Consider the following 25,069-nt stretch of genomic DNA (forward strand, 5'->3'; position numbering starts at 1 on the left):
CCCCTCTTCCCTTAGTTTCCTCAAAAAACGGAACCTCATAACCATCGGAGCCCCTTGATGTCCGAAGCGCACGTGACCCTGACGCCCCTGGGCGGACTGGGCGAAATAGGCATGAACTGCATGGCCCTGGAGACCGAGCAGAGCATGATCCTGATCGACTGCGGGCTCATGTTCCCGGACGTCATCCTCTACGGCGTGGACGTGGTCATCCCGCGCATGGACTTCATCGTCAGCCGCCGCCACAAGCTGAAGGGAATCATCCTGACCCACGGCCACGAGGACCACATCGGCGCCCTGGCCTGGATCGCCCCCTACCTGCACGACACCCCGCTCTACGGTTCCGAGTTCACCCTGCGCCTGGCACTGAAGCGCCTGCAGGAGCGCAACCTCGAGTCGCACGTCGCGCTCCGGCCGGTGAAGCCGCGGGAGCGCCTGGACCTCGGCGAATTCGCCGTGACCTTCATCCCCGTCTGCCACAGCATCATCGAAGGGTACGGCCTGGGCATCGAGACCCCGGTCGGGCGCATCGTGCACACCGGCGACTTCAAGATCGACCGTAACCCCCTGGACGGCCACGCCACGGACCTCGAAGCCTTCTCCGACTTTTCCCGCGACGGCGTGACGCTCCTGCTCTCGGACTCGACCAACGTCGAACGCGAAGGGTTCTCCCTGACGGAACGGGAGATCCAGGCCCGGCTGGATGAGGTCTTCGCCGGAGCCAAAGGCCGCATCCTCGTCACCCTCTTCGCCACGCACATCCAGCGCATGCAGGAGATCTTCGACCTGGCCGCCAGGCACGGCCGCAAGGTCGCCTTCACGGGCCGCAGCCTCGTGGCCAACATCGAGGCGGCCAGGGAGCTGGGGCACCTGCGCTTCAACCGCGAGAACTCCTGCGAGATGGAGGAACTGGCCTACCTCGACGACGACCGCATCGTCATCCTGCTGACGGGCTCCCAGGGCGAACCCCTCTCGGCCCTGAGCCGCGTGGCCCGCAGCGAGCACCGCCAGATCAACATCCACAAGGGCGACACGGTCATCATGTCCTCGCGCTTCATCCCCGGCAACACCAGGGCCATCACGCGGGTCATCAACGACCTCTACCGCCAGGGGGCGACCGTTCTCTACGAGAAGGTCCAGGCCATCCACGCATCGGGGCACGCCCATCAGGAAGAGCTGGGGATCATGCTCGACACGGTCCGGCCCAAATTCTTCGTGCCGGTCCACGGCGAGTACCGCCACCTCTTCAAGCACGCCGAACTGGCCGTGTCCCACGGCGTGGCCCCCGAGAGGGCCATCATCCTTGAAAACGGCCAGCCCGTGACCCTTTTTCCAGCGGGCATCCGGCTGGAGGAGGCCGTCAACGCCGAGTCCATCCTGGTCGACGGCAAGGGCGTGGGCGACGTGGGGCAGAGCGTGCTCAAGGAGCGCCAGATTCTGGGCGGCGAGGGCCTCGTGGTCGTCCTGCTGGTCCAGGACGAGTTCGGGACCATCGTCTTCGGCCCGAGCATCCAGTCCAAGGGTTTCATCTTCGAGCAGCACTTCGCCCACATCCTCGAGGACGCCAAGTGCATCATCCTCGACGTCATGGAGGGCAATCCGAACTGCGAGGCCTATAAGCTGGAGGAACGCATCCGGTCGGCCCTGCGCCGCTTCTTCCGCAAGGTCCTGGAGCGCGACCCCATCGTCATCCCCCTCGTGGCCAGGGTCTGATTTTTTCCCTTGCCTAATCCTGCAGCTTCGCGTACGGACTGCAGTTCTCAAACACTCCACACGCCCGCGCCTCTGGTTTGGCCCATCCGGGCTCATGCGGGCGGAGGAAAAAAACCAAGGAGATCAACCATGCCTTACGTATCCATGAAACAGATGCTGGAGACCGGAGTTCACTTCGGCCACCAGACCCGCCGCTGGAACCCCAAGATGCGCCCCTTCATCTTCGGCGCTCGCAAGGGCATCCACATCATCGACCTGCAGCAGACCGTGAAGCTGTACCGCAAGGCCCACGACTTCATCGCCGAAACCGTGGCCCGCGGCGGCAAGATCATCTTCGTCGGCACCAAGCGGCAGGCCCAGGACGTGATCAAGGCCGAAGCCGAGCGCTGCGGCATGTTCCACGTCACCAACCGCTGGCTGGGCGGCACCCTGACCAACTACCAGACCATCCGCACCAGCATCGGCCGGCTGAAGAAGCTTGAGGCCATGTTCGAGGACGGCTCCGTGAACCGCTTCCTGAAGAAGGAAATCGTCGGCATGGAGCGCGAGGTCGCCAAGCTGAACCTGACGCTCGGCGGCATCAAGGACATGGAGGAGCCCCCGGCGGCCGCTTTCATCATCGACCCGCACCGCGAAGAGATCGCGGTCAAGGAATGCCGCAAGCTCGGCATCCCGATCGTGGCCGTGGTCGACACCAACTGCGACCCCGACCTGATCGACTACATCATCCCCGGCAACGATGACGCCATCCGCGCCATCAAGCTTTTCGCCGCCGCCATGGCCGACGCCTGCGTCGAAGGCCAGGCCAGCGCCAAGGACACCACCCCCGCGCCCAAGGCAGCAAAGACCGCCGAAGTTGAAATTCCGGTCGCCGAAGACATCGAATCCGCCGAAACGGACGAAGAGGTATAACGATATGAGCATCACCGCAGCAATGGTTAAGGACCTGCGCGACCGCACCGGCGCGGGCATGATGGACTGCAAGAAGGCCCTGAGCGAGTGCGACGGCGACGAGGAAAAGGCCATCGCCTGGTTGCGTGAGAAAGGCCTGTCCAAGGCCGCCAAGAAGGCCGGACGCGCCACCTCCGAAGGTCTGATCACGGTCGTCATCGCCGACGACGGCAAGTCCGCCGCCATGAGCGAGCTCAAGTGCGAGACCGACTTCGTGGCCAAGAACGAGGAGTTCATCGCCTTCGCCGAAGGGCTCGCCAAGCTGGCCATGGAGAAGAAGACGGACGACATCGAGGCCCTGCCCGCCGAGGCCACCGACCTCTCCGGCCTCATCGGCAAGATCGGCGAGAACATGCAGACCGGCCGCCTGGCATACGTGGCCCTGAGCGGCGACGGCGTCATCGGCTCCTACGTCCACTCCACCAAGAAGCTGGGCGTCCTGGTCGAACTGACCGGCGCGGCCACCCCCGAGCTGGCCAAGGACATCGCCATGCAGGTCGCGGCCGCCAATCCCCTGTGCGTCGGCCCGGACCAGATCCCGGCCGAAACCCTGGCCCAGGAAAAGGAAATCTACCTGAACCAGGCCAAGGAAGAAGGCAAGCCGGCCCAGATCGCCGAAAAGATCGTCGAAGGCCGCATTCGCAAGTACTATCAGGAAGTCTGCCTGCGCGAGCAGGTCTTCATCAAGGACGACAAGAAGACCATCAAGGATCTTCTCGGGAAGAACGCAGATATCGCCCGGTTTTACCGGTTCGCGATTGGCGCATGAAAAAAGGGCCGCAAGGCCCTTTTTTTTGGCCCATCCGCCGCCCCCGGCCATGACGGCAGGACGCGCCCGGCTCCTGTTGCGCCGGCCCTCCGAAATGGCTATAGACTTTTTTCGAGAAGGAGGCTGGGCATCCCGGCCTCCTTTTCGTTCACCTTTCAGCACGAGGTAAGAAACATATGGACAAGCTCCGATACGGCAGAGTCATGCTCAAACTGAGCGGAGAAGCCCTGGCCGGAGAACAGGGGTTCGGCATCGAGCCCGCGACCATCCAGTCCATCTGCAGCGAGCTGGTCGAGGCGGCCTCCCTGGGCGTGCAGCTCAGCCTTGTCATCGGCGGTGGCAACATCTTCAGGGGCGTGTCCGTCTCATCCAAGGGCATGGACCGCGCCTCGGCCGATTACATGGGCATGTTGGCCACGGTCATGAACGCCCTGGCCGTGCAGGACGCCCTGGAGAAGCTCGGCGTCACGACCCGCGTCATGACGGCCATCGACATGAAGGAAGTGGCCGAGCCCTACATCCGCCGCCGGGCCATCCGCCACCTGGAAAAGGGCCGCGTGGTCATCTGCGCCGCGGGCACGGGCATCCCCTATTTCACCACGGACACCGCCGCGGTCATCCGGGCCATGGAACTCAAGTGCGAGGCCATCCTCAAGGCCACGCGGGTCAACGGCGTGTACGACAAGGACCCCGAGAAGCACTCCGACGCGGTCATGTTCAACCGTCTGACCTACATCGACGTGCTGCAGCGCCGCCTGAAAGTCATGGACTCCGCGGCCATATCCCTGTGCATGGACAACAAGCTCCCCATCGGCGTCTTCAATCTCTTCGTGCCCGGCAACATCCAGCGCGTGGTCCGGGGCGAGGAAGTCGGAACCATCGTTCAAGGAGAATGACATGGAAAAGCATATCAAGGATTGCACGAGCAGGATGCAGAAGAGCATCGACAGCCTGGAGAAGGATTTTTCACGACTGCGCACCGGACGCGCCTCCACGGCCCTGGTGGACAACATCCGGGTCGAGTACTACGGCACCCCGACCCCGCTCAACCAGGTCGCCTCGGTGTCCATCCCCGATAGCCGGACCATCTCCATCTCGCCGTGGGACCGCAACGCCTTCAGCAACATCGAGAAGGCCATCATGAAGTCGGACCTCGGGCTGACCCCCATCAACGACGGCCGCGCCATCCGCATCAACATCCCGCCCCTGACCGAGGAACGCCGCAAGGACTTGGTCAAGATGGCCAAGAAGTACACCGAGGAGGCCAAGGTGGCCATCCGCAACGTGCGCCGCGACGTCAACGAGGCCCTGAAGAAGATGCAGACCGCCAAGGAGATCAGCGAGGACGATCTGCACAAGGCCCAGGACGAGGTGCAGAAGGCCACGGACAGCTTCGTCAAGAAGGCCGACGCGGCCCTGGCCGAAAAAGAAAAGGAAATCATGGAGATCTAGAGCCAGTTCATGCCACCGCTCACCCATCTCGCCATCATCATGGACGGCAACGGCCGTTGGGCCAAGGCCCGCGGCCTGGACCGCAGCGCCGGGCACAAGGCCGGCACCGAGACCGCCAGGGAGATCGTGCGGGAATGCCGCAAACTCGGCATCCCCTACCTGACCCTCTACACCTTCTCCAAGGAGAACTGGTCGCGGCCCAAGCAGGAGGTCGGCTTCCTCTTCAACCTGCTGCGGGAGTTCCTGAGCGCGGAACTGCCGTCCCTGCTGGAGCAGTCCATCCGCCTGAACGTCCTGGGCGAGATGGACGAGCTGCCCATGGCCACCAGGCAGGTCCTGCGCCACGCCGTGGACAAGACCGCCGGCTGCACGGGCATGAACCTGAACCTGGCCCTCAACTATTCGGGACGGCTTGAAATTCTGCGCGCCTGCCAGGCCGTGCTGCGCAAGGGCGTCCGGCCCGAGGATCTGACCGAGGACGTGTTCGCCGCGGAACTCTACACCGCCGGCATGCCCGACCCGGACCTCATCATCCGCACCAGCGGCGAGTTGCGCCTCAGCAACTACCTGCTCTTCCAGAGCGCGTACAGCGAACTCTACTTTACGGACGTGGCCTGGCCCGACTTCCACGGTCCCGAACTCCAGACCGCCCTGGCGGACTACGCCGCGCGGCAGCGCCGGTTCGGGACGACCGGAGAGCAGAACGCATGAAAAGCGCCCATCTGCAACGCGTGCTGACCTCGGTCATCCTGCTGCCGCTTCTGGGCTGGGCCATTTTCAGCGGCGACCCGGTCCTGAGCCTGGCCATCGCGGCCGTGGCCTGCCTGGGTCTTCTGGAATTCTACGCCATGTTCTGGCCGCTGCGGGAAAAAATCGCCTGGAAGGCCGGCGGGACGCTCTTGGCCCTGGGGCTAGTCTGGGCGCCGCTGACCTGGTCCGGCACCGCCCTGGCGTGCCTGGCGATGCTCGGCATGGCTCTGGCGTTCCTGGCCCAGCATGACCGCGCACGCTTCCCCGACGCCTTGCAGGACAGCCAGATCCTGCTGACCGGGCTGCTGTACCTGCCTTTCATCCTGCGGCTCTTCCGCACCGTCTCCGCGCCGGAGATCGGCCTCGTGCTGCTGACGACCTTCGCAGCCGACACCGGGGCCTACTATGCGGGCAGCTATCTGGGCGGAGCCAAGATCTGGCCGTCCGTGAGCCCGAAAAAGACGTGGGCCGGAAGCATCGGCGGCCTGGGCGCGAGCGTCGCTGTCAGCACCGCCTTCGGGCTCGCCTTCGGCACGGCCGGGTGGCAGGCCTTTGCCCTGCTCGGGGCCGGGCTCAACATCGCCGCCCAGACCGGGGACTTCTTCGAGTCCGCCTTAAAGCGCAGACAGGGCATCAAGGACTCGGGCTGGGTCCTGCCCGGCCACGGCGGCATCCTGGACCGCATCGACAGCCTGCTTTTCACCCTGCCGCTCTACTGCGGCCTGGCTGCGCTTTTTCCCTTTTTCGCCTAGCGTGACGCCATGAAGTACATCTCCCCCCTCGTCTCGCCGGTTTTCGGCCGGTCCGGCCCCCGCTCCCTGGCCATCCTGGGCAGCACGGGCTCCATCGGCACCAGCGCCCTGCGCGTCGTGGCCAAGAACCCGGACGCGCTACGCGTCGAGGCCCTGGCCGGAGCCCGGAACGTCGAACTGCTCGCGAGCCAGGCCGGCATGTTCCGCCCGCGGTATCTGGCGGTCCTGACCGAAGAGCGGGCTCGGGAACTGCGAGGGCTGCTGCCGGCCGGCTACGCGCCGGAAATCCTCGTCGGCCGCGACGGGTACGCCGCACTGGCCACCTTGCCCGAAGCGGACCTCGTGCTGGCCGCCCAGGTCGGCGCGGCCGGTCTGGTCCCGGCCCTGGCCGCGGCCAAGGCCGGCAAGGTCCTGTGTCTGGCCAACAAGGAGGCCCTCGTCCTGGCCGGAGAGCTCTTTCGCAGGACATGCGCCGAGTCCGGCGCGGTCATCCTGCCCGTGGACTCGGAGCACAACGCCCTGTTCCAGGCCTTTGCCGGACACGACGGGCGGCAGGCCGTGCGACTCATCCTGACCGCCTCGGGCGGGCCTTTCCGCACCTGGCCGGCCGAGAAGATTCGGACCGTCACCCCGGCCCAGGCCCTCAAGCACCCCAACTGGTCCATGGGCGCAAAAATCTCCATCGATTCCGCGACCATGATGAACAAGGGGCTCGAAATCATCGAGGCCGTGCACCTCTACGGGGCCGACCTCGACGACGTGGATGTGGTGGTCCACCCCCAGTCCATCGTCCACTCCCTGGTCGAGTATGCGGACGGCTCCCAATTAGCCCACCTAGGCGTGCCGGACATGGAGATCCCCATCGGCTACTGCCTGGGCTACCCCGAGCGGCTTAACATCGGCCTGGAGCGGCTGGACCTGGCCAAAGTCGGCACCCTGACCTTCGAAGGGCCCGACCCCGAACGCTTTCCCTGCCTGCGCCTGGCCCGCGAGGCCCTGGCCGCCGGAAGTCCCGTTGTCCTCAACGCGGCCAACGAAGTGGCCGTGCAGGCCTTCCTGGACGGCCGCATCTCTTTTCCGGGCATCGCCCGGCTCATCGAGGAAATGCTCTCCATGCATGCCTTGACCTGCGTGCAGGATTTGGACGACATTCTCTCCCTCGACGCGCAAACACGAACACGGGCCGCAGAGGCCCTGGGAAGAGGGGAATGGTGACCAGCATCCTGGCGGTTGTGCTTGTCCTGGGCGGACTGATCTTTTTCCACGAGCTCGGCCACTTCGTCGTGGCCCGGCGCCTTGGCATGGGCGTGAGCGTCTTCTCGCTGGGGTTCGGGACGCGGCTCTTCGGCGTCACCCGCGGCAAGACGGACTACCGCGTCTGCGCCTTCCCCCTGGGCGGCTACGTGCAACTGGTCGGCGAATCGCCCGACGCGGAACTCCCCGAAGGGTTCACGCAGGAGGAGTCCTTCTCCCGCCGGCCGCCCTGGCAACGCATGCTCGTCGTGCTGGCCGGCCCGGCCTTCAATTTTCTCCTGGCCTGGCTCATCTTCTGGGGCCTGGCCTACAGCCAGGGCGTGCAGGAAATGCTGCCGGTCATCGGCCAGGTGACCAACGCCAGCGCCGCGGCGGAAGCCGGCCTGGTCCCGGGCGACCGCATCGTCGAGATCGACGGCCAGCCCATAGCCGTCTGGGACGATCTGGTCAGCCGCATCGAAGCCAACACGGGGGCCGCCATGCAGGTCACGGTGGCCCGCGGCCGCGAAATCGTGTCCCTGGACGTGACCCCGCGGCTGCAGGAGAAGCGCAACCTCTTCGGCGAGATCAAGGTCGTGCCCATGATGGGCATCGCCCCGAGCGGCGAACTCTCCAGCCGGGAACTGAGCTTCCTGGGCGCGGCGGTGCAGGGCGGTCGGCAGATCAAGGAAGTCAGCTCTCTCATGGTCATGGGCATCGTCAAACTGGTGGAGCGGGTCATCCCCTGGACCGACATGGGCGGGGTCATTCTCATCTCCGAGATGATCCACAAGGAAGCCCAGAACGGACTGGTCAACCTGCTGGCCCTGACCGCGCTGATCAGCATCAACCTGGGCATCCTGAACCTGCTGCCCATCCCGGTCCTGGACGGAGGGCACATCCTCTTCTTCTTCCTGGAAACCATCACCGGCCGCCCCCTGAGCCCCAAGGTGCAGCAGGCGGCGCTTAGGATAGGCATGACGCTCCTGCTCATGCTCATGATCGTGGCGACCTTCAATGACATCCTGCGCCACTTCCGCTAGCCTCTTCCTGGCGCTGAACTGCGCCGAGGAACGCCTGCAGGTCGTTCTGGGCACGCCCGGAAGCCTCCTCTTCAGCGAGGAGATCCTCTGCCCCGGCCAGTCCATCCGCCACCTGCCCACGGCCATGGAGCGCGCCCTGGCCGTGCGCGGCGCGACAGCCCGTGACTTGGCCGGCATCGCCTGCGTGCGCGGCCCCGGGTCCTTCACGGGCCTGCGCATCGCCCACGCGGCCATGTACGGACTGTCCCGGGCCTTCGCCATCCCCATGGCCGGGCTGGCCTACCTGGAGTTGCTGGTCGCCCAGGCCGCGGATTTCGCCACCGGGGAAACCTGGGTGCTGACCTACGCCCGCAAAGGGCAGGTCTACATGCAGGGGTTCTTGTCCGGCCAGCCCCTCGGTCCGGTCCGGCCCGCGCGCGTCGCCCAGGCGCTGGGCCTGCTCGCTGGCCGTCCCGCCCCGCTCTTTCTGCTTGGCAGCGGCCTGCGCACGAATCCCGAACTGCAGGGACTCGCCAATGCGTCCGTCCTTCCCCCCGCCCTGGACACGCCGACGCCGACAGCCCTGCTGGCCGCGGCATGCGCGGCATCCTACGCCGGCAGCCCTCCCCCGCCCCTCTACCTGCGCAAATCCGACGCCGAGGACAACCTCGACGCCATCGCCCAGTCCCGCGGCATCCCCAGCGATGAAGCGCGGCGTCACATCCCGGACTTCGAGTGATCCGTCTGACATGAATTGTCGGACAAATTTCCCCTAAAGAAAATCCGCCTCCTGCCGATTCAGTCATCAAGAGCAATGAAGCGGCCCCATCAGGCTGCGAATCCAAAGGCAAGGATGCCGACAATCTTTCAAGGAGGAATTACCTATGTCACTCATCATCAACCACAACCTGATGGCCATGACCGCGGCCCGAAACCTTTCCGGCGCCTACAGCAACCTTTCCACCTCGGTGAACCGCCTGTCCTCGGGCCTGCGCATCACCACGGCCGCCGACGACGCAGCCGGCCTCGCCATCCGCGAACTCATGCGCGCCGACATCGCGTCCCTGAACCAGGGCGTGCGAAACGCCAACGACGCCATCTCCATGATCCAGACCGCCGACGGCGCCCTGCAGGTCATCGACGAGAAGCTGATCCGCATGAAGGAGCTGGCCGAGCAGGCCGCCACCGGCACCTACACCTCGGACCAGCGTCTGATCATCGACTCGGAGTACCAGCAGATGGCCTCGGAAATCACCCGAATCGCCAACGCCACGGACTTCAACGGCATCTATCTGCTGAACGGCAACCTTTCGAGCGACACCTTCAGTGGTGGTGGCCTACAGTCCACTGGCAAGCTCAAGGTCCACTTCGGGACGGCCAATGACAGCGCCGAGGACTACTACTACATCAAGATCGGTACTGCGACTGCGTCGGCTCTCGGAGTTGGAAACGCTGCAGATCCGGCCTTAGATGGCGGGTATTCAATCTCGACCCAGGAAGGAGCTCAGAAGTCTCTCGAAGCACTGAACAAGGCCATCATCTCCAAGGACAACATCCGCGCCAACCTGGGCGCCCTCCAGAACCGCCTGGAAAACACCATCACCAACCTGACGGTCCAGTCCGAGAACCTGCAGGCAGCGGAATCCCGGATCTCCGACGTGGACGTGGCCACGGAAATGACCAACTTCGTGCGCAACCAGATCCTGACCCAGTCAGCGGTGGCCATGCTGTCCCAGGCCAACACCCTGCCGCAGATGGCGCTGCAGCTCATGCAGGGATAACGCCCCTGAGCTGACGACGCATTCCCGGCCGGGTCGCGGAAGCGGCCCGGCCTTTTTTCCCTGAAGGGATGGCACCGAGTTTGCTTGAGTCCTGGATGCGAACGCACCTCATCCCAAAGCACGCGAGGCCCCATGGCTGACGACCTGACCACCACTCTCACTTCCGGAGCCATACGATTCACCGGGCTCGGTTCGGGCACCGACTTCGAGTCCATGGTCACCAAGCTGGTCGAGGTCGAGCAGACGCACACCAAGCGGCTGGAGAGTTGGCGCGCCCAGTGGGAAGCCAAGAGCGAGAGCTTCGACTCCCTGTCCACGGCACTGCTCTCGCTGAAAACGACCTTGGACGGCATGAACACGCCGGACGAATTTCTTGTCAAGCAGGTCGCATCTTCAAACCCGCTGGCCCTGACAGCCACAGCCGGCAGCGCGGCGGAAGAAAGTTCCCATCAGATCGAGGTCGTATCCCTGGCGACCAACGACATGCACATGGGGGCGGTAATTTTTTCCTCGCCTGACCAAGTCATCAGCGGAGGCGCATCCGGGACCTTCGCCTTCACTGTCGGTTCCCGGCAGGTTTCCGTGGACGTCACGTCCACCACAACCCTGTCCCAATTCGCGAATCTCATCAATTCGGACCCGGACAACCGCAACGCCGTGCGCGCCAGCGTCATCAACGACGGCAGCGGCTACCGTCTGCAGATCCGCAGCATGGACCTGGGCGCAAGCAATGACTTCATCGTCGACGACGTACTGACTTCTCCGAATTTATTGGCAAACTTTGGAAAGAGCCAGTTCATCGAAACGCAGAACGCGCGCAACGCGCAGCTCCGCGTGGATGGCTTCCCGCTCATCCCCCCGACCCAGACCGCGGACATTCTCAAGACAACCGTGGCGGGCGCAGCCTCCACCGACGTAGTGTCCGCCAGCGGCGGGACATTCAAATTCGCATATGCGGGCAACATCCATTCCATAACCATTTCGGCCTCCGACACATGGGCCGACCTGGCGGCGAATATCACGGCCGCCACAGGCGTCACCGCCTCCGCAACCGACGCCTTTGGCAGCCTCGAATTCACCCTGGCCGGGGAGCCGGGCTCCGCCAACCAGATTTCCATCATCAACGCCCCGGGCACGAACGTCGAAAGCCTGCAGGCCCGCCATTTCAGTCAGATCCAGGGCGCCACGGACGGGTACATCGAGCGAGCGACCAACGCCATCTCCGACGTCATCCCCGGCGTGACCATGAACCTGACCAGCACCGGAAGTTCGACGCTCACCACCAGCCTGGATCCGGAGTCCGTGACCTCGAATGTCCAGACCTTCGTAGAATCCGTGAACGCGGTGCTGCAACAGATCAAGGAACAGACCCAGGTCACGACGGTGGGCTCCAGCGTGTCCGGCTCCCTGCTGACGGGCAACTACGGGTTGCAGATGATCCAGCAGAAGATCAAGAACATCCTGGCCGAAAAGGGCGTGGGCTTCGACTACGACATGGACCCCCTCATCTCCCTGGGCAGCATCGGCATCACCACGGACACCAGCGAAGGATCCCCCACCTTCGGTCTTCTGAAACTGGACCAAAGCGCCTTCTCCGCCGCCCTGACCTCGAACCCCGACGCCGTGGCCCGACTCTTCAGCGCGGACTACTATCCGTCCACCAAGGAGATGGTAAACGGACAGGCCGTGGAATCATCCAATTTCAAGTTCGACTCCTACGTCAAGGGCATCACCGGCGCAGGAGATTTCGCAGTTTCCTACACGGTGGACGCCGGCGGCAATATCACGGCCGCGAGCATCAACGGATATGCCGCAGGTATCGACGGCAACAAGATCGTCGCCACAGGCGACGGCAACACTGCACGCGGCCTGGCGGTGGAGATTCTGAACCTCACGCCCGGCTCCTACTCGGGGCAGGTCCAGATCAAGTCCGGCAAGGCCGAGGAGCTGTCGCAGGAGATCAAAAAACTGACGGACCCCCTGACGGGCACCCTGGAGATCCTCAAGGACAACTACCAGGACATCATGGACTCCATCGACGACAAGATCGCCTACGAGGAGCGGCGGCTGGCCCTGCTGGAGCGCACCCTTCGGCTGCGCTTCGCCAACCTCGAGGCGGTCCTGGGCAATTACGACAACATTTCGACCCAGCTCAGCTCGCAAATCAAGAGCCTGCCGGGCTCGTCCAGTTAAGGAGAACGCAGTGCACAAAGCCGCCAACGCATACATGCAGACTCACGTCACCACCACGACCCCGGGACACCTCGTGGTCATGCTCTACGACGGGGCCATCACCTTCCTCGAACAGGCCAAGGAGGAGATCGAGGCCAAGAACTTCGCCAAGAAAGGCATCCTCATCTCCCAGGCCCTGGACATCATCGCCGAACTCGACGGCTCCCTGAACAACGAGCGGGGAGGCGATCTCGCCCAAAATCTGCACCGCCTCTACATGTACTGCAACACCCGCCTGCTGCGCGCCAACCTGAAGATGGACACGGCCATCATCGACGAGGTCATCGGCATCCTGTCCTCCTTCCGCTCGGCCTTTGCCGAAATTTCCAGGACACAGCCCCATCCCGCGCCACCCAAGGCCGCAGCCTACTACGCACGCTGACCTGCCGATGCGCGGTATCGCCAGGGCACGCATTCTGCATCCGTCCACCGGGACACCACCTCAACCGGGAACGCGTGCATGTGCGGCATAGCCGGCTTTTTCAATCCCAGCGGAATCACTCCGGACACGAACATCCTCGGCGCCATGGCCCTGGCCATCGCCCACCGCGGCCCCGACCACCAGGGGCTGCACCAGGACGAGCGCTGCGCCCTGGCGTCCAGGCGCCTGGCCATCATCGACCTGCAGGGCGGCAACCAACCCCTGGTCCACGAACCGTCAGGCATGATCCTGGTCTTCAACGGCGAGATCTACAACTACCAGCCCCTGCGGGTCGAACTCGCCAGCCTCGGCCACCATTTCCGCACCCGCTCCGACTCGGAAGTCCTGTTGGCCGCCTATGTGCAGTGGGGCGAAAAATGCCTGGACCGGCTGGCGGGGATGTTCGCCTTCGCAATCTGGAACCCCGGAGCCCGGCGCCTGTTCCTGGCCCGGGACCGCATGGGGAAGAAGCCGCTCTTCTATGCGGCCCTGCCGGACGGGACCCTTGTCTTCGCCTCCGAGATCAAGGCCATCCTGCACTATCCGGGCGTCCCCCGGGCCGTGAACGCCCTGGCCATGGACCGGCTCCTCGACTACGGCTTCAACCTCGCCCCGGACACCTTCCTGGAAGGGATACGCCAAGTCCCGCCCGCGAGCTTTCTCGTCCACGACGGCAAGGGGCTCCGCGTCGCGGCCTACTGGGACATTCCCATGGACGCGCCGCCTGCCGGTCTGAGCGAGGACGACGCGACCGAAGGCCTGCGCCACCATCTGATGGAAGCAGTGCGCGCCAGGCTCGTGTCCGACGTCCCCGTGGCCTCGTACCTGAGCGGCGGCATCGACTCCAGCAGCGTGACCGGCCTCTACGCCCATCTCTCCAACGCGCCGGTGCACACCCTGTCCATCACCTTCGAGGACGCGGGCTACGACGAGCGCCACTTCGCGCGCATGGTCTCCGGGGCCTTCGGGACCACGCACCACGAGTTCCTCTGCTCCATCGAGGAGAAAGAAATCGAAAACCTGGTCTGGCATCTGGAGACGCCCCTGGTGACGCTCCTGAACCTGCCCCTGTACCTGCTGTCGCGTCAGATCCGCGACATGGGCTTCAAGGTCGTCCTGTCCGGCGACGGCGCCGACGAGATCCTGGGCGGGTATGACTATTTCAAGCTCCTGAAGCTGATGGACTTCATCGGCCGCAGCGAGACCCCGGCCCGCGCGAACCTCCTGCGCCGGGTCTTCCCGGCCCTTTCCTCGCCGCAGCAGGCCCTGATGCACTACACGGCCCTGAAGGGCTTCCCCGCAGCCCACCCCGCCCTGCCGTACAGGTTCCAGGCCTTTCAGATGAAGGGGCAGCTCCTGTCCGACGGCTTCATCGAGAGGCTGCTTCCGCGACTCGGGGAGCGGGACGGCGAACTGCCGACGGTTCCGGGCTCCAGGTCCCTGCTGGATCAGGCCCTGTACCTGGAGAGCCGCATGCGCCTGCCCAACCTGACCCTGCCCCTGGCAGACACCATGAGCATGGCCAACTCCGTGGAGCTCAGGTCCCCCTTCATGGACCACCGGCTGGTGGAGTACGTCTTCTCACTGCCGGGCCGCTTCAAGATGCGGGGGCTGAACGAAAAGCACCTGCTCAAGAAAGGTTTCCGCACGTTCCTGCCCCCGGCCATCTGCCGCCGCCGCAAGCAACCCCTGGCCCCCCCGGGCAAATGGTTCGTACGCATGTTCAGGGGGCTGATCGGCGAATCCCTGTCTCCCATTGCCGTGCGGGACAAAGGCTACTTCAGGCCGGAATTCATCGAGCACATGCTGCGCGAATTCGATTCCGACAGCACCATGGACTACAGCGGCGTGCTCATCGTGGCCTTTTTCGTGCACCTCTTCGACGACCTCTTTCTCTGCCCCAAAACCCGCCGCGGTTGCTAATCGGACCAAGAGGGGGTATCAGCCTTCTCGCAAGAGGAGAGCGCATTCGTCATGAACATCACCTGTCCCAGCTGCGGGTTCGGACGCACCGTCAACGAGGCCAAGCTTCCGCCAAAGGCGGTCATGGCCACCTGCCCCAAGTGCCAGCACCGGTTCAAATTCCGGGAACTTCCCGGTCAGCCGGCCGGCGTAGGCGTCCCGCAGCACGAACCTGCCGGGCCTGCTCAGCCAACCGCACCCGCAGACGCCCCACTGCCTCGCCACGAACGCCCCGCGCAAACGGCGCAGGTCCAGCCCGCCGAGACTCCTGCACGTCCCGCAGCGGAAGATCCCGCGCCGCACCAGCGCCAGGCCCCGCGCGAGGACGATCTCTGGAAGGAGCTCGAGGCCCTGAACGACGACGACGGCGACGAAGCCCACGGGGCCGGCGCCGACGACCAGCCCCAGGCCAGCCTCCCCCTGTGGGAGCGCGCGACGTCGGGCTACCCACTGGCCTTCGCCAAAACCTTCATGCAGGTGCTCGCCAACCCCAAGGGCTTTTTCTCGGCCATGCCCGTGGGCCACGGGATCATGAAGCCACTGCTCTTTTTTCTCGTCGTCATCCAGGCCGTGGCCTTGTCCCAGTCCATCTGGCAGCTCCTGGGCATCATGCCACCGAGCCTGCTGACCGAAGGGCTCGGGCACACCGCGCAGGCAGCCCTGGCCCTCATCCTCTACCCCCTCGAAGTCTCGGTTTTCCTGTTCATGGACACGGCCATCAACCATTTTTTCCTGCGCCTTTTCAAGGCCGACACCAAGGGCTTCGAAGGGACCTTCCGCGCCGAGGCGTACAGCGCGGCGCCCATGCTGCTCATGGTCATCCCCTACATCGGCATGCCCCTGGCCATGATCGGCGCCACGGTCTACAAATTCCTGGGGCTGCGCCACGTGCACGGCGCCAGCAACAAACAGGTCCTGGCCGTGCTCGTGCTGCCCATGCTCCTGGCCCTGGCCGTGGCCATCGTCCTGACCCTCGTCACCGGAAGGGCCTGATGCGCACGTTCAAGAGTCTCTGGCGGCTGGCCGTGGACAAGGGCCTGGGCCGCAACGCCCGCAGGAAACCCGCCGAGCAGACGACCCGCAAGGAATCCGCTTCCAGGGATCACCAGGACAAGGTGGCCCGCCTCCTGGGGGACGAGCCCCCAACCCGCACCCTGCAATAGGTCCGCCCTTGACTTGACAGCCACAGCCATTAGGACAAGCCTTCGGCTCTCCCGAATTTTTCCGAACCGCCAGGCCCCGCGCCGTCCGGTTCGCACCCCATAGACGAACCTTCGCGTTCACATGAGGCAACCATGATCGGTATCTCCAAACTTTACTGCGGCACGGTGGAACCCTCCGACGCCCTGCGCTACGGACGCAATTCCGCCCAACTCCCCTCTCACCTGCTGCAGTTCGCCAAGGACAAGAAGCCCGTTGTGGTCTGGAACATGACCCAGCGCTGCAACCTCAAGTGCGTGCACTGCTACGCCCACGCCGTGGAGCCGAGCGCCCACAAGGACCCCATCTCCACGGAGCAGGCCAAGGTCATGATCGACGACCTGGCGCAGTTCGGCGCGCCTGTCATGCTCTTTTCCGGCGGCGAGCCCCTGGTGCGCGAAGACCTGGTCGAACTGGCCAAGTACGCCACGTCCAAGGGCATGCGCGCCGTCATCTCCACCAACGGCACCCTGATCACCAAGGCCAAGGCCAAGGAACTGAAGGAAGTCGGCCTGTCCTACGTCGGCATCTCCCTGGACGGCGCCGAGGCCGTGCACGACAAGTTCCGCGGCGTGACCGGCGCCTACAAGCAGGCCTTGAAGGGCGTCGAGAACTGCCAGGCCGAAGGCCTCAAGGTCGGCCTGCGCTTCACCATCAACAAGCGCAACGCCTCGGAAATCCCGCACCTCTTCGACCTCATCGAATCCCTGGAAGTGCCGCGCATCTGCTTCTACCACCTGGTCTACTCCGGCCGCGGCTCCGAGCTCATCAAGGAAGACCTGGACCATGCCGAGACCCGCGCCGTGGTCGACCTGATCATGGACCGCACCCGCGACCTGCACGACCGCGGCCTGCCCAAGGAAGTCCTGACCGTGGATAACCACGCCGACGGACCCTACGTCTATTTCCGCATGCTCAAGGAAGACCCCAAGCGCGCGGCCGAAGTGCTCGAACTCCTGAAAATGAACGAGGGCAACTCCTCGGGCCGCGGCATCGGCTGCATCTCCTGGGACGGTTCCGTGCACGCGGACCAGTTCATGCGCCACCACACCTTCGGCAACGTGCTCGAGCGTCCCTTCTCCGAAATCTGGACGGACGAGAACATCGAACTGCTGCACAAGCTCAAGGACAAGCGCCCCCACGTGAAGGGCCGCTGCGCCACCTGCCGCTTCCTGAACATCTGCGGCGGCAACTTCCGCGCCCGCGCCGAGGCCTACTTCGACGACTTCTGGGCCCACGACCCGGCCTGCTACCTGACGGACGAGGAAATCACCGGCGAGAAGCTCTAGGAGGGCGGACGTGAACACATTCCATCGTGGCCGCAGGCTGCGCTCTTCCAAGGCCATGCGGGATCTGGTGCGCGAAAGCCGCCTGTCCCGCGACGACCTGATCCAGCCCTACTTCGTGGTCGAGTCCGACGCGGATTTCCGCAAGCCCATCGCCTCCATGCCCGGACAGTTCCAGCTCGGCTTGAACCAGCTCATGGACGAGGTGGCCGGGGCCGTGGACGCGGGCCTCAAAAGCCTCATCCTCTTCGGCATTCCCGTGGACAAGGACCCGGCCGGCTCCCAGGCCTACGCCGAGAACGGCATCGTGCAGCAGGCCATCCGCCGCATCAAGGACCGCTGGCCCGAACTGGTCGTGGTCGCGGACACCTGCCTGTGCGAGTACACCTCCCACGGCCACTGCGGCCTGGTCTCGCCCGAAGGCGAAGTCAAAAACGACCCGACCCTGGCGCTGCTGGCCCGCACGGCCGTGGCCCAGGCCAAGGCCGGCGCGGACATCGTCGCGCCCTCGGACATGATGGACGGCCGCGTGGCCGCCATCCGCCAGGCCCTGGACGAAGCGGGCTTCCTGAACACGCCCATCATGTCCTACGCGGTCAAGTACTCCTCGGCCTTCTACGGCCCCTTCCGCGACGCGGCCGAAAGCGCGCCGAAGTTCGGGGACCGCAAGACCTACCAGATGGACCCGGCCAACTGGCGCGAAGGGCTGCGCGAAGCGGCCGCCGATGTTGAGGAAGGCGCCGACATCCTGATGGTTAAGCCGGGCCTGCCGTACCTCGACGTCATCCGCCTCGTGCGCGACAACTTCGACCTGCCCGTGGCCGCCTATCAGGTCAGCGGCGAGTACAGCCAGATCAAGGCCGCGGCCCAGCTCGGCTGGATCGACGAGACAGCCGTGGCGCTGGAAAGCCTCATCGCCTTCAAGCGCGCGGGCGCGGACCTGATCCTCTCCTACTTCACCCAAGACCTGCTCAAGGCGGGACACCTGTAATGCACACTCATCCCCACCACGGCGCGGGCCGGCCGAACCTCGACGGTCCGCCGGCCGGCCATCCGGGCGGCCATCCGGGCGCGAAACCCGGCGGCATGGTCACGACCCTTCCCGACGGCACCCCGGCCTGCAAGCTCATCGCCTGGGAAGTGACCCGCTCCTGCAACCTGGCCTGCAAGCACTGCCGGGCCGAGGCGCACCTGGAACCCTACGAGGGCGAGCTGGACACGGCCGAGGCCAAGGCCCTGATCGACACCTTCCCCCAGGTCGGCAACCCCATCATCATCTTCACCGGCGGCGACCCCATGATGCGCGCCGACGTGTACGAGCTCATCCGTTACGCCACGGACAAGGGCCTGCGCTGCGTCATGTCACCCAACGGCACCCTCATCACCCCGGAGACGGCGGTGAATATGCGTGAGGCTGGCGTGCAGCGCTGCTCCATCTCCATCGACGGACCCGACGCAGAGAGCCACGACGACTTCCGCGGTGTAGTCGGCGCCTTCGACGCCTCCATGCGCGGCATAGAGTACCTGAAGGACGCCGGCATCGAGTTCCAGATCAACACCACCGTGACGCGCGCCAACCTCGGCAGCTTCAAGCAGATCTTCGACCTGTGCGAGCGCATCGGCGCCGCGGCCTGGCACATCTTCCTGCTCGTGCCCACGGGCCGGGCCGCCCAGCTCGGGGCCGAGGTCATCACCGGCCAGGAGTACGAGGACGTGCTCAACTGGTTCTACGATTTCCGCAAGACCACGAAGATGCATCTGAAGGCCACCTGCGCCCCGCACTACTATCGCATCATGCGCCAGCGGGCCAAGGAGGAGGGCATCGCCGTCACGCCCGAGAACTTCGGCCTCGACGCCATGACCCGCGGGTGCCTGGGCGGCACGGGCTTCTGCTTCATCTCCCACGTCGGCCAGGTCCAGCCCTGCGGCTACCTGGAGCTCGACTGCGGCAACATCCGCACCACGCCCTTCCCGGAAATCTGGCGGTCCTCCAAACAGTTCCTGCAGTTCCGCGACCAGAAGCAGTACGAAGGCAAGTGCGGCGTGTGCGAATACCACAAGGTCTGCGGCGGATGCCGTGCCCGCGCCCACTCCATGGACAACAACTACATGGGTGAAGAGCCACTGTGTACGTATGTGCCCAAGCTTTTGGAGCGGATAAAGTCGTAAGAGATGCGGGGCGCCGCCCCGCGCCCCGCCAGGGGCTCGCCCCTGGACCCGTACAAGGGTATCGTCAGAACGGTTGCAACGACCCGCATAGGGCATGAGGAGCGAATGGACGATTTCGACAAGAAGATACTGGACATCATCCAGACGGGCTTTCCGTTGGAATCCCGTCCGTACGCTGAGATCGGCGATCAAGTAGGTCTGACCGAGGCCGAGACCCTGGCCAGGGTGCGTGCTCTGAAGGAAAAAGGCGTCATCCGCCGCATCGGGGCCAACTTCCAGTCCAAGAAGCTGGGCTGGCACTCCACCCTGTGCTCGGCCGCCGTGCCCGAGGACAAGCTCGAAGAGTTCATCGCCGAAGTGAACAAGCTCCCCGGCGTGACCCACAACTACCTGCGCCAGCACCGCCAAAACATCTGGTTCACCTTCATCGGCCCTTCCTGGGATGAGGTGCAGGAAACCCTGGCCGGCATCAAACGCAAGACGGGCATCTCCATCCTGAACCTGCCGGCCACCAAGATGTACAAGATCCAGGTCGACTTCAAGATGGGCGACCGGGAGGAATGATGCGCGAATTCATCCTGTCCCCGTCCCTCCTGTCCTCGGATTTCGGAGCCCTGCGCGCCGAACTGGCGGCCCTCGAGGACGCCGGGCTCAAATGGGTGCACTGGGACGTCATGGACGGCGCCTTCGTGCCGAACATCACCTTCGGCCCGCCCGTCATCGGCAAGCTGCGCAAGACGTCGAAGCTCTTCTTCGACGTGCATCTCATGATCGAACGCCCCGAGCGCTACATCAAGGAATTCGCCGACGCGGGCGCGGACCTGCTGTGCATCCACGCCGAGAGCACGCTGCATCTGGAGCGGACAATCAGCGCCATCCGCGAAGCGGGCATGAAGACCGGCCTGTCCCTGAACCCCGCCACGCCCCTGAATGTCGTCGAATACCTCCTGCCCCAGTTGGACATGGTGCTGATCATGAGCGTCAACCCCGGCTTCGGCGGGCAGTCCTTCATCCCCTTCTGCAAGGACAAGATCGCCGCCCTTTCGGGCATGATCCGCGCCAAAGGCCTCTCGACCCTCATCCAGGTCGACGGGGGCGTGACCCTGGACAACGCCAGGGAACTCTTCGACCTCGGCGCCGACGTCCTTGTCTCCGGCTCCGCCTTCTTCGGCTTCCCGCCCTACGCCGAGAGGCACAAGGCCTTCATGGAAGCCGTCTTGGGGAAATAGCCGAACGCGGCAAGCAAAGACACCATGTAAAGCAAATGGCCGCCGGGGAAACTCGGCGGCCATTTGCTTTTACGGGTGCTCCGTTCTGACGCGTCACAGTTGTGTGAATTGTGACCTATCTGATTAAAAACATGTCATTTTTGACATATTTTACGGCGCATTGAGTCGAAACGATACATGCGCGCCCAAGTGTCGCGTCCTCGGCCACGGATCCATCGGGATCGCAGGGTGGCCTCACGGCCGCCTTCCGGCCCTCGCCGGAAGTGCGGTGCACTGCCGTGGTCGCAGCCCGGGGGCCGCAAAGCCCCCGGACAGCGGGTTGAAAGTCTAGACCTTGGCGGCCTGCAGTTCCTCGGCGGTGTAATCCCAGCCGACGTTGTGGGGCGGCAGGAGTTCGGTCTGGAAGAAGCGGGGCAGCTGGTCGTCGGCATCGGTGAAGCCGGCGCGCTTGTTGAAGTCCAGTTCGTCCTTCAGGCAGTTCACGCCCATGCCCACCAGCTCGTCCACGCTGTAGTCCTTGCCGATGAGGCCGGACACCAGCTTGGCCATGCACGGCACACCGCGCGCGTCGTCGAGCACCGCGAAGGCCACGAACAGGCACAGGCCCAGGGAGTCCACGGCCGCCGTGGCCACCTGCAGGTTCTTGGAGATCTCGATGTTGCCTTCCTTCTTGTGGCCGTCCACGTCGCCGCCGCATTTGAGCACGTTCTGGCACACGCCGTAGCCGGCGGTGTGGTCGGCGCCCATGGGGGTCGTGGCGTAGGTCACGCCGACGCCCTTGACGGCGCGCGGGTCGTAGGCCGGCAGGGCCTGGTTCTTGACCACGGGCACGCGGTCAACGCCGAAGGCCTGGGCCGTGTACCCCGTGCCGTTGCCGTAGATGCGGCCCAGCGGGTCCTTGGTGCCGACCTTGGCCAGTTCGGCCAGGACGCCCTTGGAGTCGCCCCAGGCGATGATGCCCGCTTCCATGGCCATGGCCATGGTGTTGGCCATCTCGATGGTGTCCATGCCCGCTTCGTCGCAGGTGCGGTCCATCATGGCGATGTCGTCCAGGTTGTCGACCATGAGGTCCGCGCCGAAGCCCCAGATGGTCTCGTACTCGAAGCCAGTCGTCAGGTACTTGCCGTCCTTGTCATGGTAGACCTGCGAGCACTGGATGATGCAGCCCGTGTGGCAGCCGTGCTTGGTCTTGCCGCCGCGCTTCTCGATGTTGGCGGCCAGGGTCTCGCCGGAGATCTTCTCGGCGCCGTCGAACTTGCCCATGCGGAAGTTCTTGGTCGGCAGGGCGCCGGCCTCGTTGATGACGTTGACCAGGACGGCCGTGCCGAAGCCGGGCAGGCCCTGGCTGGTGACGGGGTGGCCGCGCAGGATGTCGACCCATTCCTTGCGGGCTTCCTTGAACAGCTCCTCGTTGCCGTACTCGACCTTCACGTTGGCGGCACCGTCGAGGACGATGGCCTTGACGCCCTTGGAGCCCATGACCGCACCCATGCCGCCGCGGCCGGCGGAACGGGAAGGCAGGCCCTCGGGATCCGAGAACTGGATGGTGGCGGCGGCCAGGCACTGCTCGCCGGCGGGGCCGACCATGGCGGTCACGGCCTTGTCGCCGTAGGCGGCCAGGAGCTTTTCCTGGGCGGCGTAGGTGCGCATGCCGGCCACGGCGGAATCCTTGAACACGACCTTGTCGGCGGAGACGAAGATCTCCTGCATGGGGCTGCTGGCCTCGGGCTTGTCTTCGAGGATGATGGCCTGCAGACCGAGTTTGGGCAGGGTGTGGGCGAACTGTCCGCCGGAGTTGCTCTCCTTGATGCCGCCGGTCAGGGGCGACTTGGCGCCCACGGAAACGCGGCCGGAGTTGGCGGCGTTGGTCGGGGCCAGCACGCCGCCGGCGAAGATGAGCTTGTTGTCGGCGGAAAGGGCGTGACAGTCCGCCGGCACTTCCCTGTTGACGATCCTGGAAGTCAGGGCGCGTCCGCCGAGACCGGCGTAGTCGCCGAGTTCCTCGAACTTGAAGGTCTTGGCGCGGGTATTGATGCGCAGAATCTTCATGGTCTCTCCTATGGCAAGTAAAAGGGTTGAACGGCAGCAAGTGCTGTCAATTATGACATAAAGCAAAAAAAAGGGCAGGGTTGGAGTTAATGCCAACTCCAACCCTGCCCCCGGTGACTGGCATCGCAAACTTCGCGGCAGTCTCTTTTCCGGCTCAGATCATGGTGATCCCAGCGTCATGTGCATTCATAGGCAGTCGTTGCTTCCTCCTGCATGCCGCACCACATCTCATCGAAGCCGGCCGTCTCCGGAACGCGCTGGTCGCACACGGATACGCTGAGTTCACCCCGATCGTTGCCGATCTTCCAGTCGACCTCTTCCAGGCGAAGGAGTGAAGCGTCGTCGAACCACATGATGCACCTCGTTTCCGGCATGTACCGCGAAGCAGGTTGCGCGCCGGAGAGACTCCGGCGCGCGGGCGATATCGTAAGGCTTACAGGGCCGCCTCGTAGATGGCCGCCACATCGGCGTCCTTCAGGCAGCGGGGGTTGGTGAAACCGCAAGCGTCCTTCTGGGCGTTGCCGGTCATGATGGCGATGTCTTCCTTCTTGACGTTCTTGCCGTAGCGCTTGCCCAGTTCGATCAGGCCGGCGGGAATGCCGACGTCGGTGGACAGCTGCTTGATGGCGTCAAGGCACTTCTCGGCGGCGGCGCGGACGGACAGACCTTCCACGTTCTCGCCCAGGAACTTGGCCATGTCGACAAAGCGTTCCAGCTTGGCGTTCATGTTGGCGCGCTCGACATGGGGCAGCAGGATGGCGTTGCATTCGCCGTGCGGCAGGTCATAGAAGCCGCCCAGCTGGTGAGCCATGGCGTGGACATGACCGAGGCTGGCGTTGTTGAAAGCCATGCCGGCCAGGTACTGGGCGAAGCACATGCCTTCGCGGGCCTCGATGTCCTTGCCGTTGGCCACGGCCTTGCGCAGGTACTTGGCGATCAGTTCCATGGACTTCTGGGCGCAGGCGTCGGTCATGGGGTTGGCGATGGTGGAAACGTAGGCTTCCACGGCGTGGGTCAGGGCGTCCATGCCGGTGGCGGCGGTCAGCGCCGGGGGCATGCCGACCATCAGCATCGGATCGTCAATGGCGATGCCGGGAGTGACGCGCCAGTCGACGATGGCCATCTTCACCTTGCGGGAGGTGTCGGTGATGATGCAGAAGCGGGTCATTTCAGAGGCGGTGCCGGCGGTGGTGTTCACGGCCAGGTACGGGGGCATGGGCTTGGTGGACTTGTCCACGCCTTCGAAGTCGTGAATCTTGCCGCCGTTGGCCACGACCAGGCCGATGCCCTTGCCGCAGTCATGGGAGGAGCCGCCGCCCAGGGAGATCAGGGAGTCGCATTTCTTTTTCTTGTAAACTTCAACGCCGGCATGGACGTTGTTGTCCGTGGGGTTCGGGATGGTTTCGTCGTATACTTCGTACTTCATTCCGGCGGCGTCCAGCAGGTCGGTGATCTGCTTGGTCAGACCGCAACCGGTGATACCCTTATCGGTAACGACCAGAGGCTTGCTGCCGCCCAGGGCCTTGATCTTCTCGGGAATCTGCTTGGAAGCGCCAATACCGATCAGAGTAACGCTGGGAATGAAGAAACCGTAAACCATTTCTTGAACAGCCATGATTACACCTCGCTAAAGATTGTTACAAACGAAAAGGACCTTAGTTGACTCTCGTGATTTTCCCTTAGGCAAAAACGGGGCCAGAATGAAAAATGAATGATTTTTTACCTCATTTTTTACGCTAACCCGCCATAATCACAGCGAAGACATCACCTGAATTCCCCGGAGGGCAGGAGCGAACACCGCCTCCGCGGCACGGCGCACCCCCTCTTTGTATCACTTTGATCCTTGCGCTGACGACGCTTCTGGGTCAAAAAGACCCATTATGCCCGTTCATCGCCGCAACCACCCCTTGGCCTCTTCGTGAACCGCAGGCAGACAGAACCCCTTTGAACTGAATTTTGCACCTTATTTACAGTGTGTTACAAAGTGCTTCGCAAAAATCGGAGCACCCGCTCCGGCAGAAGGACGCTGATCGTATCCTTTTTGCACACACCTTCGGCGGACGATCCCACCGCCAGGCCCGGAGCACGTTGAACCTACCCA

At 64.3% G+C, this 25,069-nt stretch carries 24 protein-coding genes; 21 read left to right on the top strand and 3 right to left on the bottom strand.

Annotation, left to right across the window (positions count from 1 at the left end; translation table 11 throughout):
• Positions 1-57: 57 nt before the first annotated feature.
• The 21 genes from ACYQ3G_RS04510 to rpe all read left to right on the top strand — a co-directional run bounded on the left by ACYQ3G_RS04510 (position 58) and on the right by rpe (position 20,919).
• Complete coding sequence (locus ACYQ3G_RS04510) at positions 58-1,710, top strand: ribonuclease J (protein ID WP_459822837.1); 1,653 nt, start codon at positions 58-60, stop codon at positions 1,708-1,710.
• A 129-nt stretch (positions 1,711-1,839) separates the two neighbouring features.
• Positions 1,840-2,622, top strand: a complete 783-nt coding sequence (gene rpsB, locus ACYQ3G_RS04515) for a 30S ribosomal protein S2 (RefSeq protein WP_028576825.1) — start codon at positions 1,840-1,842, stop codon at positions 2,620-2,622.
• A gap of 4 nt (positions 2,623-2,626) precedes the next feature.
• Positions 2,627-3,430, top strand: coding sequence for a translation elongation factor Ts (gene tsf, locus ACYQ3G_RS04520; protein ID WP_459822840.1), 804 nt, complete (start codon positions 2,627-2,629; stop codon positions 3,428-3,430).
• 176 nt (positions 3,431-3,606) lie between these two features.
• Positions 3,607-4,326 (top strand): UMP kinase, encoded by a 720-nt coding sequence (gene pyrH, locus ACYQ3G_RS04525; RefSeq protein ID WP_028576823.1) that lies wholly within the window; start codon positions 3,607-3,609, stop codon positions 4,324-4,326.
• A gap of 1 nt (position 4,327) precedes the next feature.
• The gene (frr, locus tag ACYQ3G_RS04530) at positions 4,328-4,882 is read left to right on the top strand and encodes a ribosome recycling factor (protein ID WP_459822843.1); all 555 of its coding nucleotides are present in this window, start codon (positions 4,328-4,330) and stop codon (positions 4,880-4,882) included.
• Positions 4,883-4,891: 9 nt separating this feature from the next.
• Complete coding sequence (uppS, locus tag ACYQ3G_RS04535) at positions 4,892-5,593, top strand: undecaprenyl pyrophosphate synthase (RefSeq protein WP_459822846.1); 702 nt, start codon at positions 4,892-4,894, stop codon at positions 5,591-5,593.
• The gene (locus tag ACYQ3G_RS04540; RefSeq protein ID WP_459822849.1) at positions 5,590-6,384 is read left to right on the top strand and encodes a phosphatidate cytidylyltransferase; all 795 of its coding nucleotides are present in this window, start codon (positions 5,590-5,592) and stop codon (positions 6,382-6,384) included. Before uppS ends, ACYQ3G_RS04540 begins: the two co-directional genes overlap by 4 nt.
• 9 nt (positions 6,385-6,393) lie before the next feature.
• Complete coding sequence (gene dxr / locus ACYQ3G_RS04545; RefSeq protein ID WP_459822852.1) at positions 6,394-7,599, top strand: 1-deoxy-D-xylulose-5-phosphate reductoisomerase; 1,206 nt, start codon at positions 6,394-6,396, stop codon at positions 7,597-7,599.
• Entirely contained in the window at positions 7,593-8,660 is a 1,068-nt protein-coding gene (gene rseP / locus ACYQ3G_RS04550) for an RIP metalloprotease RseP (RefSeq protein ID WP_459822855.1), read from the top strand. The genes dxr and rseP overlap by 7 nt, the downstream gene beginning before the upstream one ends.
• Positions 8,635-9,378, top strand: coding sequence for a tRNA (adenosine(37)-N6)-threonylcarbamoyltransferase complex dimerization subunit type 1 TsaB (tsaB, locus tag ACYQ3G_RS04555; protein ID WP_459822859.1), 744 nt, complete (start codon positions 8,635-8,637; stop codon positions 9,376-9,378). Before rseP ends, tsaB begins: the two co-directional genes overlap by 26 nt.
• A 145-nt stretch (positions 9,379-9,523) precedes the next feature.
• A complete protein-coding gene (locus ACYQ3G_RS04560) occupies positions 9,524-10,420 on the top strand; it encodes a flagellin N-terminal helical domain-containing protein (RefSeq protein WP_459822862.1) in 897 nt (298 codons plus the stop codon).
• A gap of 132 nt (positions 10,421-10,552) precedes the next feature.
• Positions 10,553-12,613 carry a flagellar filament capping protein FliD gene (gene fliD, locus ACYQ3G_RS04565; RefSeq protein ID WP_459822865.1) on the top strand — a complete coding sequence of 687 codons (2,061 nt, stop codon included), beginning with the start codon at positions 10,553-10,555 and terminating at the stop codon, positions 12,611-12,613.
• Positions 12,614-12,623: 10 nt separating this feature from the next.
• On the top strand, positions 12,624-13,034 hold the full coding sequence (gene fliS, locus ACYQ3G_RS04570) for a flagellar export chaperone FliS (RefSeq protein ID WP_459822867.1): 411 nt from the start codon (positions 12,624-12,626) through the stop codon (positions 13,032-13,034).
• Between the two features lie 78 nt (positions 13,035-13,112).
• Complete coding sequence (gene asnB / locus ACYQ3G_RS04575) at positions 13,113-14,996, top strand: asparagine synthase (glutamine-hydrolyzing) (RefSeq protein ID WP_459822870.1); 1,884 nt, start codon at positions 13,113-13,115, stop codon at positions 14,994-14,996.
• A gap of 51 nt (positions 14,997-15,047) precedes the next feature.
• On the top strand, positions 15,048-16,028 hold the full coding sequence (locus tag ACYQ3G_RS04580; RefSeq protein WP_459822873.1) for a zinc-ribbon domain-containing protein: 981 nt from the start codon (positions 15,048-15,050) through the stop codon (positions 16,026-16,028).
• Positions 16,028-16,198 carry a hypothetical protein gene (locus ACYQ3G_RS04585; RefSeq protein WP_156902463.1) on the top strand — a complete coding sequence of 57 codons (171 nt, stop codon included), beginning with the start codon at positions 16,028-16,030 and terminating at the stop codon, positions 16,196-16,198. The genes ACYQ3G_RS04580 and ACYQ3G_RS04585 overlap by 1 nt, the downstream gene beginning before the upstream one ends.
• A gap of 132 nt (positions 16,199-16,330) precedes the next feature.
• Positions 16,331-17,524 carry a 12,18-didecarboxysiroheme deacetylase gene (gene ahbC, locus ACYQ3G_RS04590; RefSeq protein ID WP_028576812.1) on the top strand — a complete coding sequence of 398 codons (1,194 nt, stop codon included), beginning with the start codon at positions 16,331-16,333 and terminating at the stop codon, positions 17,522-17,524.
• A gap of 10 nt (positions 17,525-17,534) precedes the next feature.
• The gene (gene hemB / locus ACYQ3G_RS04595; RefSeq protein ID WP_028576811.1) at positions 17,535-18,512 is read left to right on the top strand and encodes a porphobilinogen synthase; all 978 of its coding nucleotides are present in this window, start codon (positions 17,535-17,537) and stop codon (positions 18,510-18,512) included.
• Entirely contained in the window at positions 18,512-19,690 is a 1,179-nt protein-coding gene (ahbD, locus tag ACYQ3G_RS04600) for a heme b synthase (protein ID WP_459822878.1), read from the top strand. Before hemB ends, ahbD begins: the two co-directional genes overlap by 1 nt.
• A 105-nt stretch (positions 19,691-19,795) precedes the next feature.
• Positions 19,796-20,254, top strand: a complete 459-nt coding sequence (gene ahbA / locus ACYQ3G_RS04605; RefSeq protein WP_459822881.1) for a siroheme decarboxylase subunit alpha — start codon at positions 19,796-19,798, stop codon at positions 20,252-20,254.
• A complete protein-coding gene (gene rpe / locus ACYQ3G_RS04610) occupies positions 20,251-20,919 on the top strand; it encodes a ribulose-phosphate 3-epimerase (protein WP_459822884.1) in 669 nt (222 codons plus the stop codon). Before ahbA ends, rpe begins: the two co-directional genes overlap by 4 nt.
• 327 nt (positions 20,920-21,246) lie before the next feature.
• On the opposite strand, the gene ACYQ3G_RS04615 is transcribed toward rpe, so the two are convergent.
• From ACYQ3G_RS04615 to ACYQ3G_RS04625, 3 genes are all read right to left on the bottom strand, one after another.
• The gene (locus ACYQ3G_RS04615) at positions 21,247-22,968 is read right to left on the bottom strand and encodes an aldehyde ferredoxin oxidoreductase family protein (protein WP_459822886.1); all 1,722 of its coding nucleotides are present in this window, start codon (positions 22,966-22,968) and stop codon (positions 21,247-21,249) included.
• A 176-nt stretch (positions 22,969-23,144) separates the two neighbouring features.
• Positions 23,145-23,321 (bottom strand): hypothetical protein, encoded by a 177-nt coding sequence (locus tag ACYQ3G_RS04620; protein ID WP_156902611.1) that lies wholly within the window; start codon positions 23,319-23,321, stop codon positions 23,145-23,147.
• An 80-nt stretch (positions 23,322-23,401) separates the two neighbouring features.
• Positions 23,402-24,583, bottom strand: coding sequence for an iron-containing alcohol dehydrogenase (locus tag ACYQ3G_RS04625; protein WP_459822890.1), 1,182 nt, complete (start codon positions 24,581-24,583; stop codon positions 23,402-23,404).
• Between the last annotated feature and the right edge of the window lie 486 nt (positions 24,584-25,069).

The organism is Desulfomicrobium salsuginis (genome assembly GCF_054657795.1).

Excerpts from the sequence above, each read along its gene's own strand:
- ACYQ3G_RS04510 (WP_459822837.1), top strand. The coding sequence starts at position 58 with ATGTCCGAAGCGCACGTGACCCTGACGCCCCTGGGCGGACTGGGCGAA.
- rpsB (WP_028576825.1), top strand. The coding sequence starts at position 1,840 with ATGCCTTACGTATCCATGAAACAGATGCTGGAGACCGGAGTTCACTTC.
- tsf (WP_459822840.1), top strand. The coding sequence starts at position 2,627 with ATGAGCATCACCGCAGCAATGGTTAAGGACCTGCGCGACCGCACCGGC.
- pyrH (WP_028576823.1), top strand. The coding sequence starts at position 3,607 with ATGGACAAGCTCCGATACGGCAGAGTCATGCTCAAACTGAGCGGAGAA.
- frr (WP_459822843.1), top strand. The coding sequence starts at position 4,328 with ATGGAAAAGCATATCAAGGATTGCACGAGCAGGATGCAGAAGAGCATC.
- uppS (WP_459822846.1), top strand. The coding sequence starts at position 4,892 with ATGCCACCGCTCACCCATCTCGCCATCATCATGGACGGCAACGGCCGT.
- ACYQ3G_RS04540 (WP_459822849.1), top strand. The coding sequence starts at position 5,590 with ATGAAAAGCGCCCATCTGCAACGCGTGCTGACCTCGGTCATCCTGCTG.
- dxr (WP_459822852.1), top strand. The coding sequence starts at position 6,394 with ATGAAGTACATCTCCCCCCTCGTCTCGCCGGTTTTCGGCCGGTCCGGC.
- rseP (WP_459822855.1), top strand. The coding sequence starts at position 7,593 with ATGGTGACCAGCATCCTGGCGGTTGTGCTTGTCCTGGGCGGACTGATC.
- tsaB (WP_459822859.1), top strand. The coding sequence starts at position 8,635 with ATGACATCCTGCGCCACTTCCGCTAGCCTCTTCCTGGCGCTGAACTGC.
- ACYQ3G_RS04560 (WP_459822862.1), top strand. The coding sequence starts at position 9,524 with ATGTCACTCATCATCAACCACAACCTGATGGCCATGACCGCGGCCCGA.
- fliD (WP_459822865.1), top strand. The coding sequence starts at position 10,553 with ATGGCTGACGACCTGACCACCACTCTCACTTCCGGAGCCATACGATTC.
- asnB (WP_459822870.1), top strand. The coding sequence starts at position 13,113 with ATGTGCGGCATAGCCGGCTTTTTCAATCCCAGCGGAATCACTCCGGAC.
- ACYQ3G_RS04580 (WP_459822873.1), top strand. The coding sequence starts at position 15,048 with ATGAACATCACCTGTCCCAGCTGCGGGTTCGGACGCACCGTCAACGAG.
- ACYQ3G_RS04585 (WP_156902463.1), top strand. The coding sequence starts at position 16,028 with ATGCGCACGTTCAAGAGTCTCTGGCGGCTGGCCGTGGACAAGGGCCTG.
- ahbC (WP_028576812.1), top strand. The coding sequence starts at position 16,331 with ATGATCGGTATCTCCAAACTTTACTGCGGCACGGTGGAACCCTCCGAC.
- ahbD (WP_459822878.1), top strand. The coding sequence starts at position 18,512 with ATGCACACTCATCCCCACCACGGCGCGGGCCGGCCGAACCTCGACGGT.
- ahbA (WP_459822881.1), top strand. The coding sequence starts at position 19,796 with ATGGACGATTTCGACAAGAAGATACTGGACATCATCCAGACGGGCTTT.
- rpe (WP_459822884.1), top strand. The coding sequence starts at position 20,251 with ATGATGCGCGAATTCATCCTGTCCCCGTCCCTCCTGTCCTCGGATTTC.
- ACYQ3G_RS04615 (WP_459822886.1), bottom strand. The coding sequence starts at position 22,968 with ATGAAGATTCTGCGCATCAATACCCGCGCCAAGACCTTCAAGTTCGAG.
- ACYQ3G_RS04620 (WP_156902611.1), bottom strand. The coding sequence starts at position 23,321 with ATGTGGTTCGACGACGCTTCACTCCTTCGCCTGGAAGAGGTCGACTGG.
- ACYQ3G_RS04625 (WP_459822890.1), bottom strand. The coding sequence starts at position 24,583 with ATGGCTGTTCAAGAAATGGTTTACGGTTTCTTCATTCCCAGCGTTACT.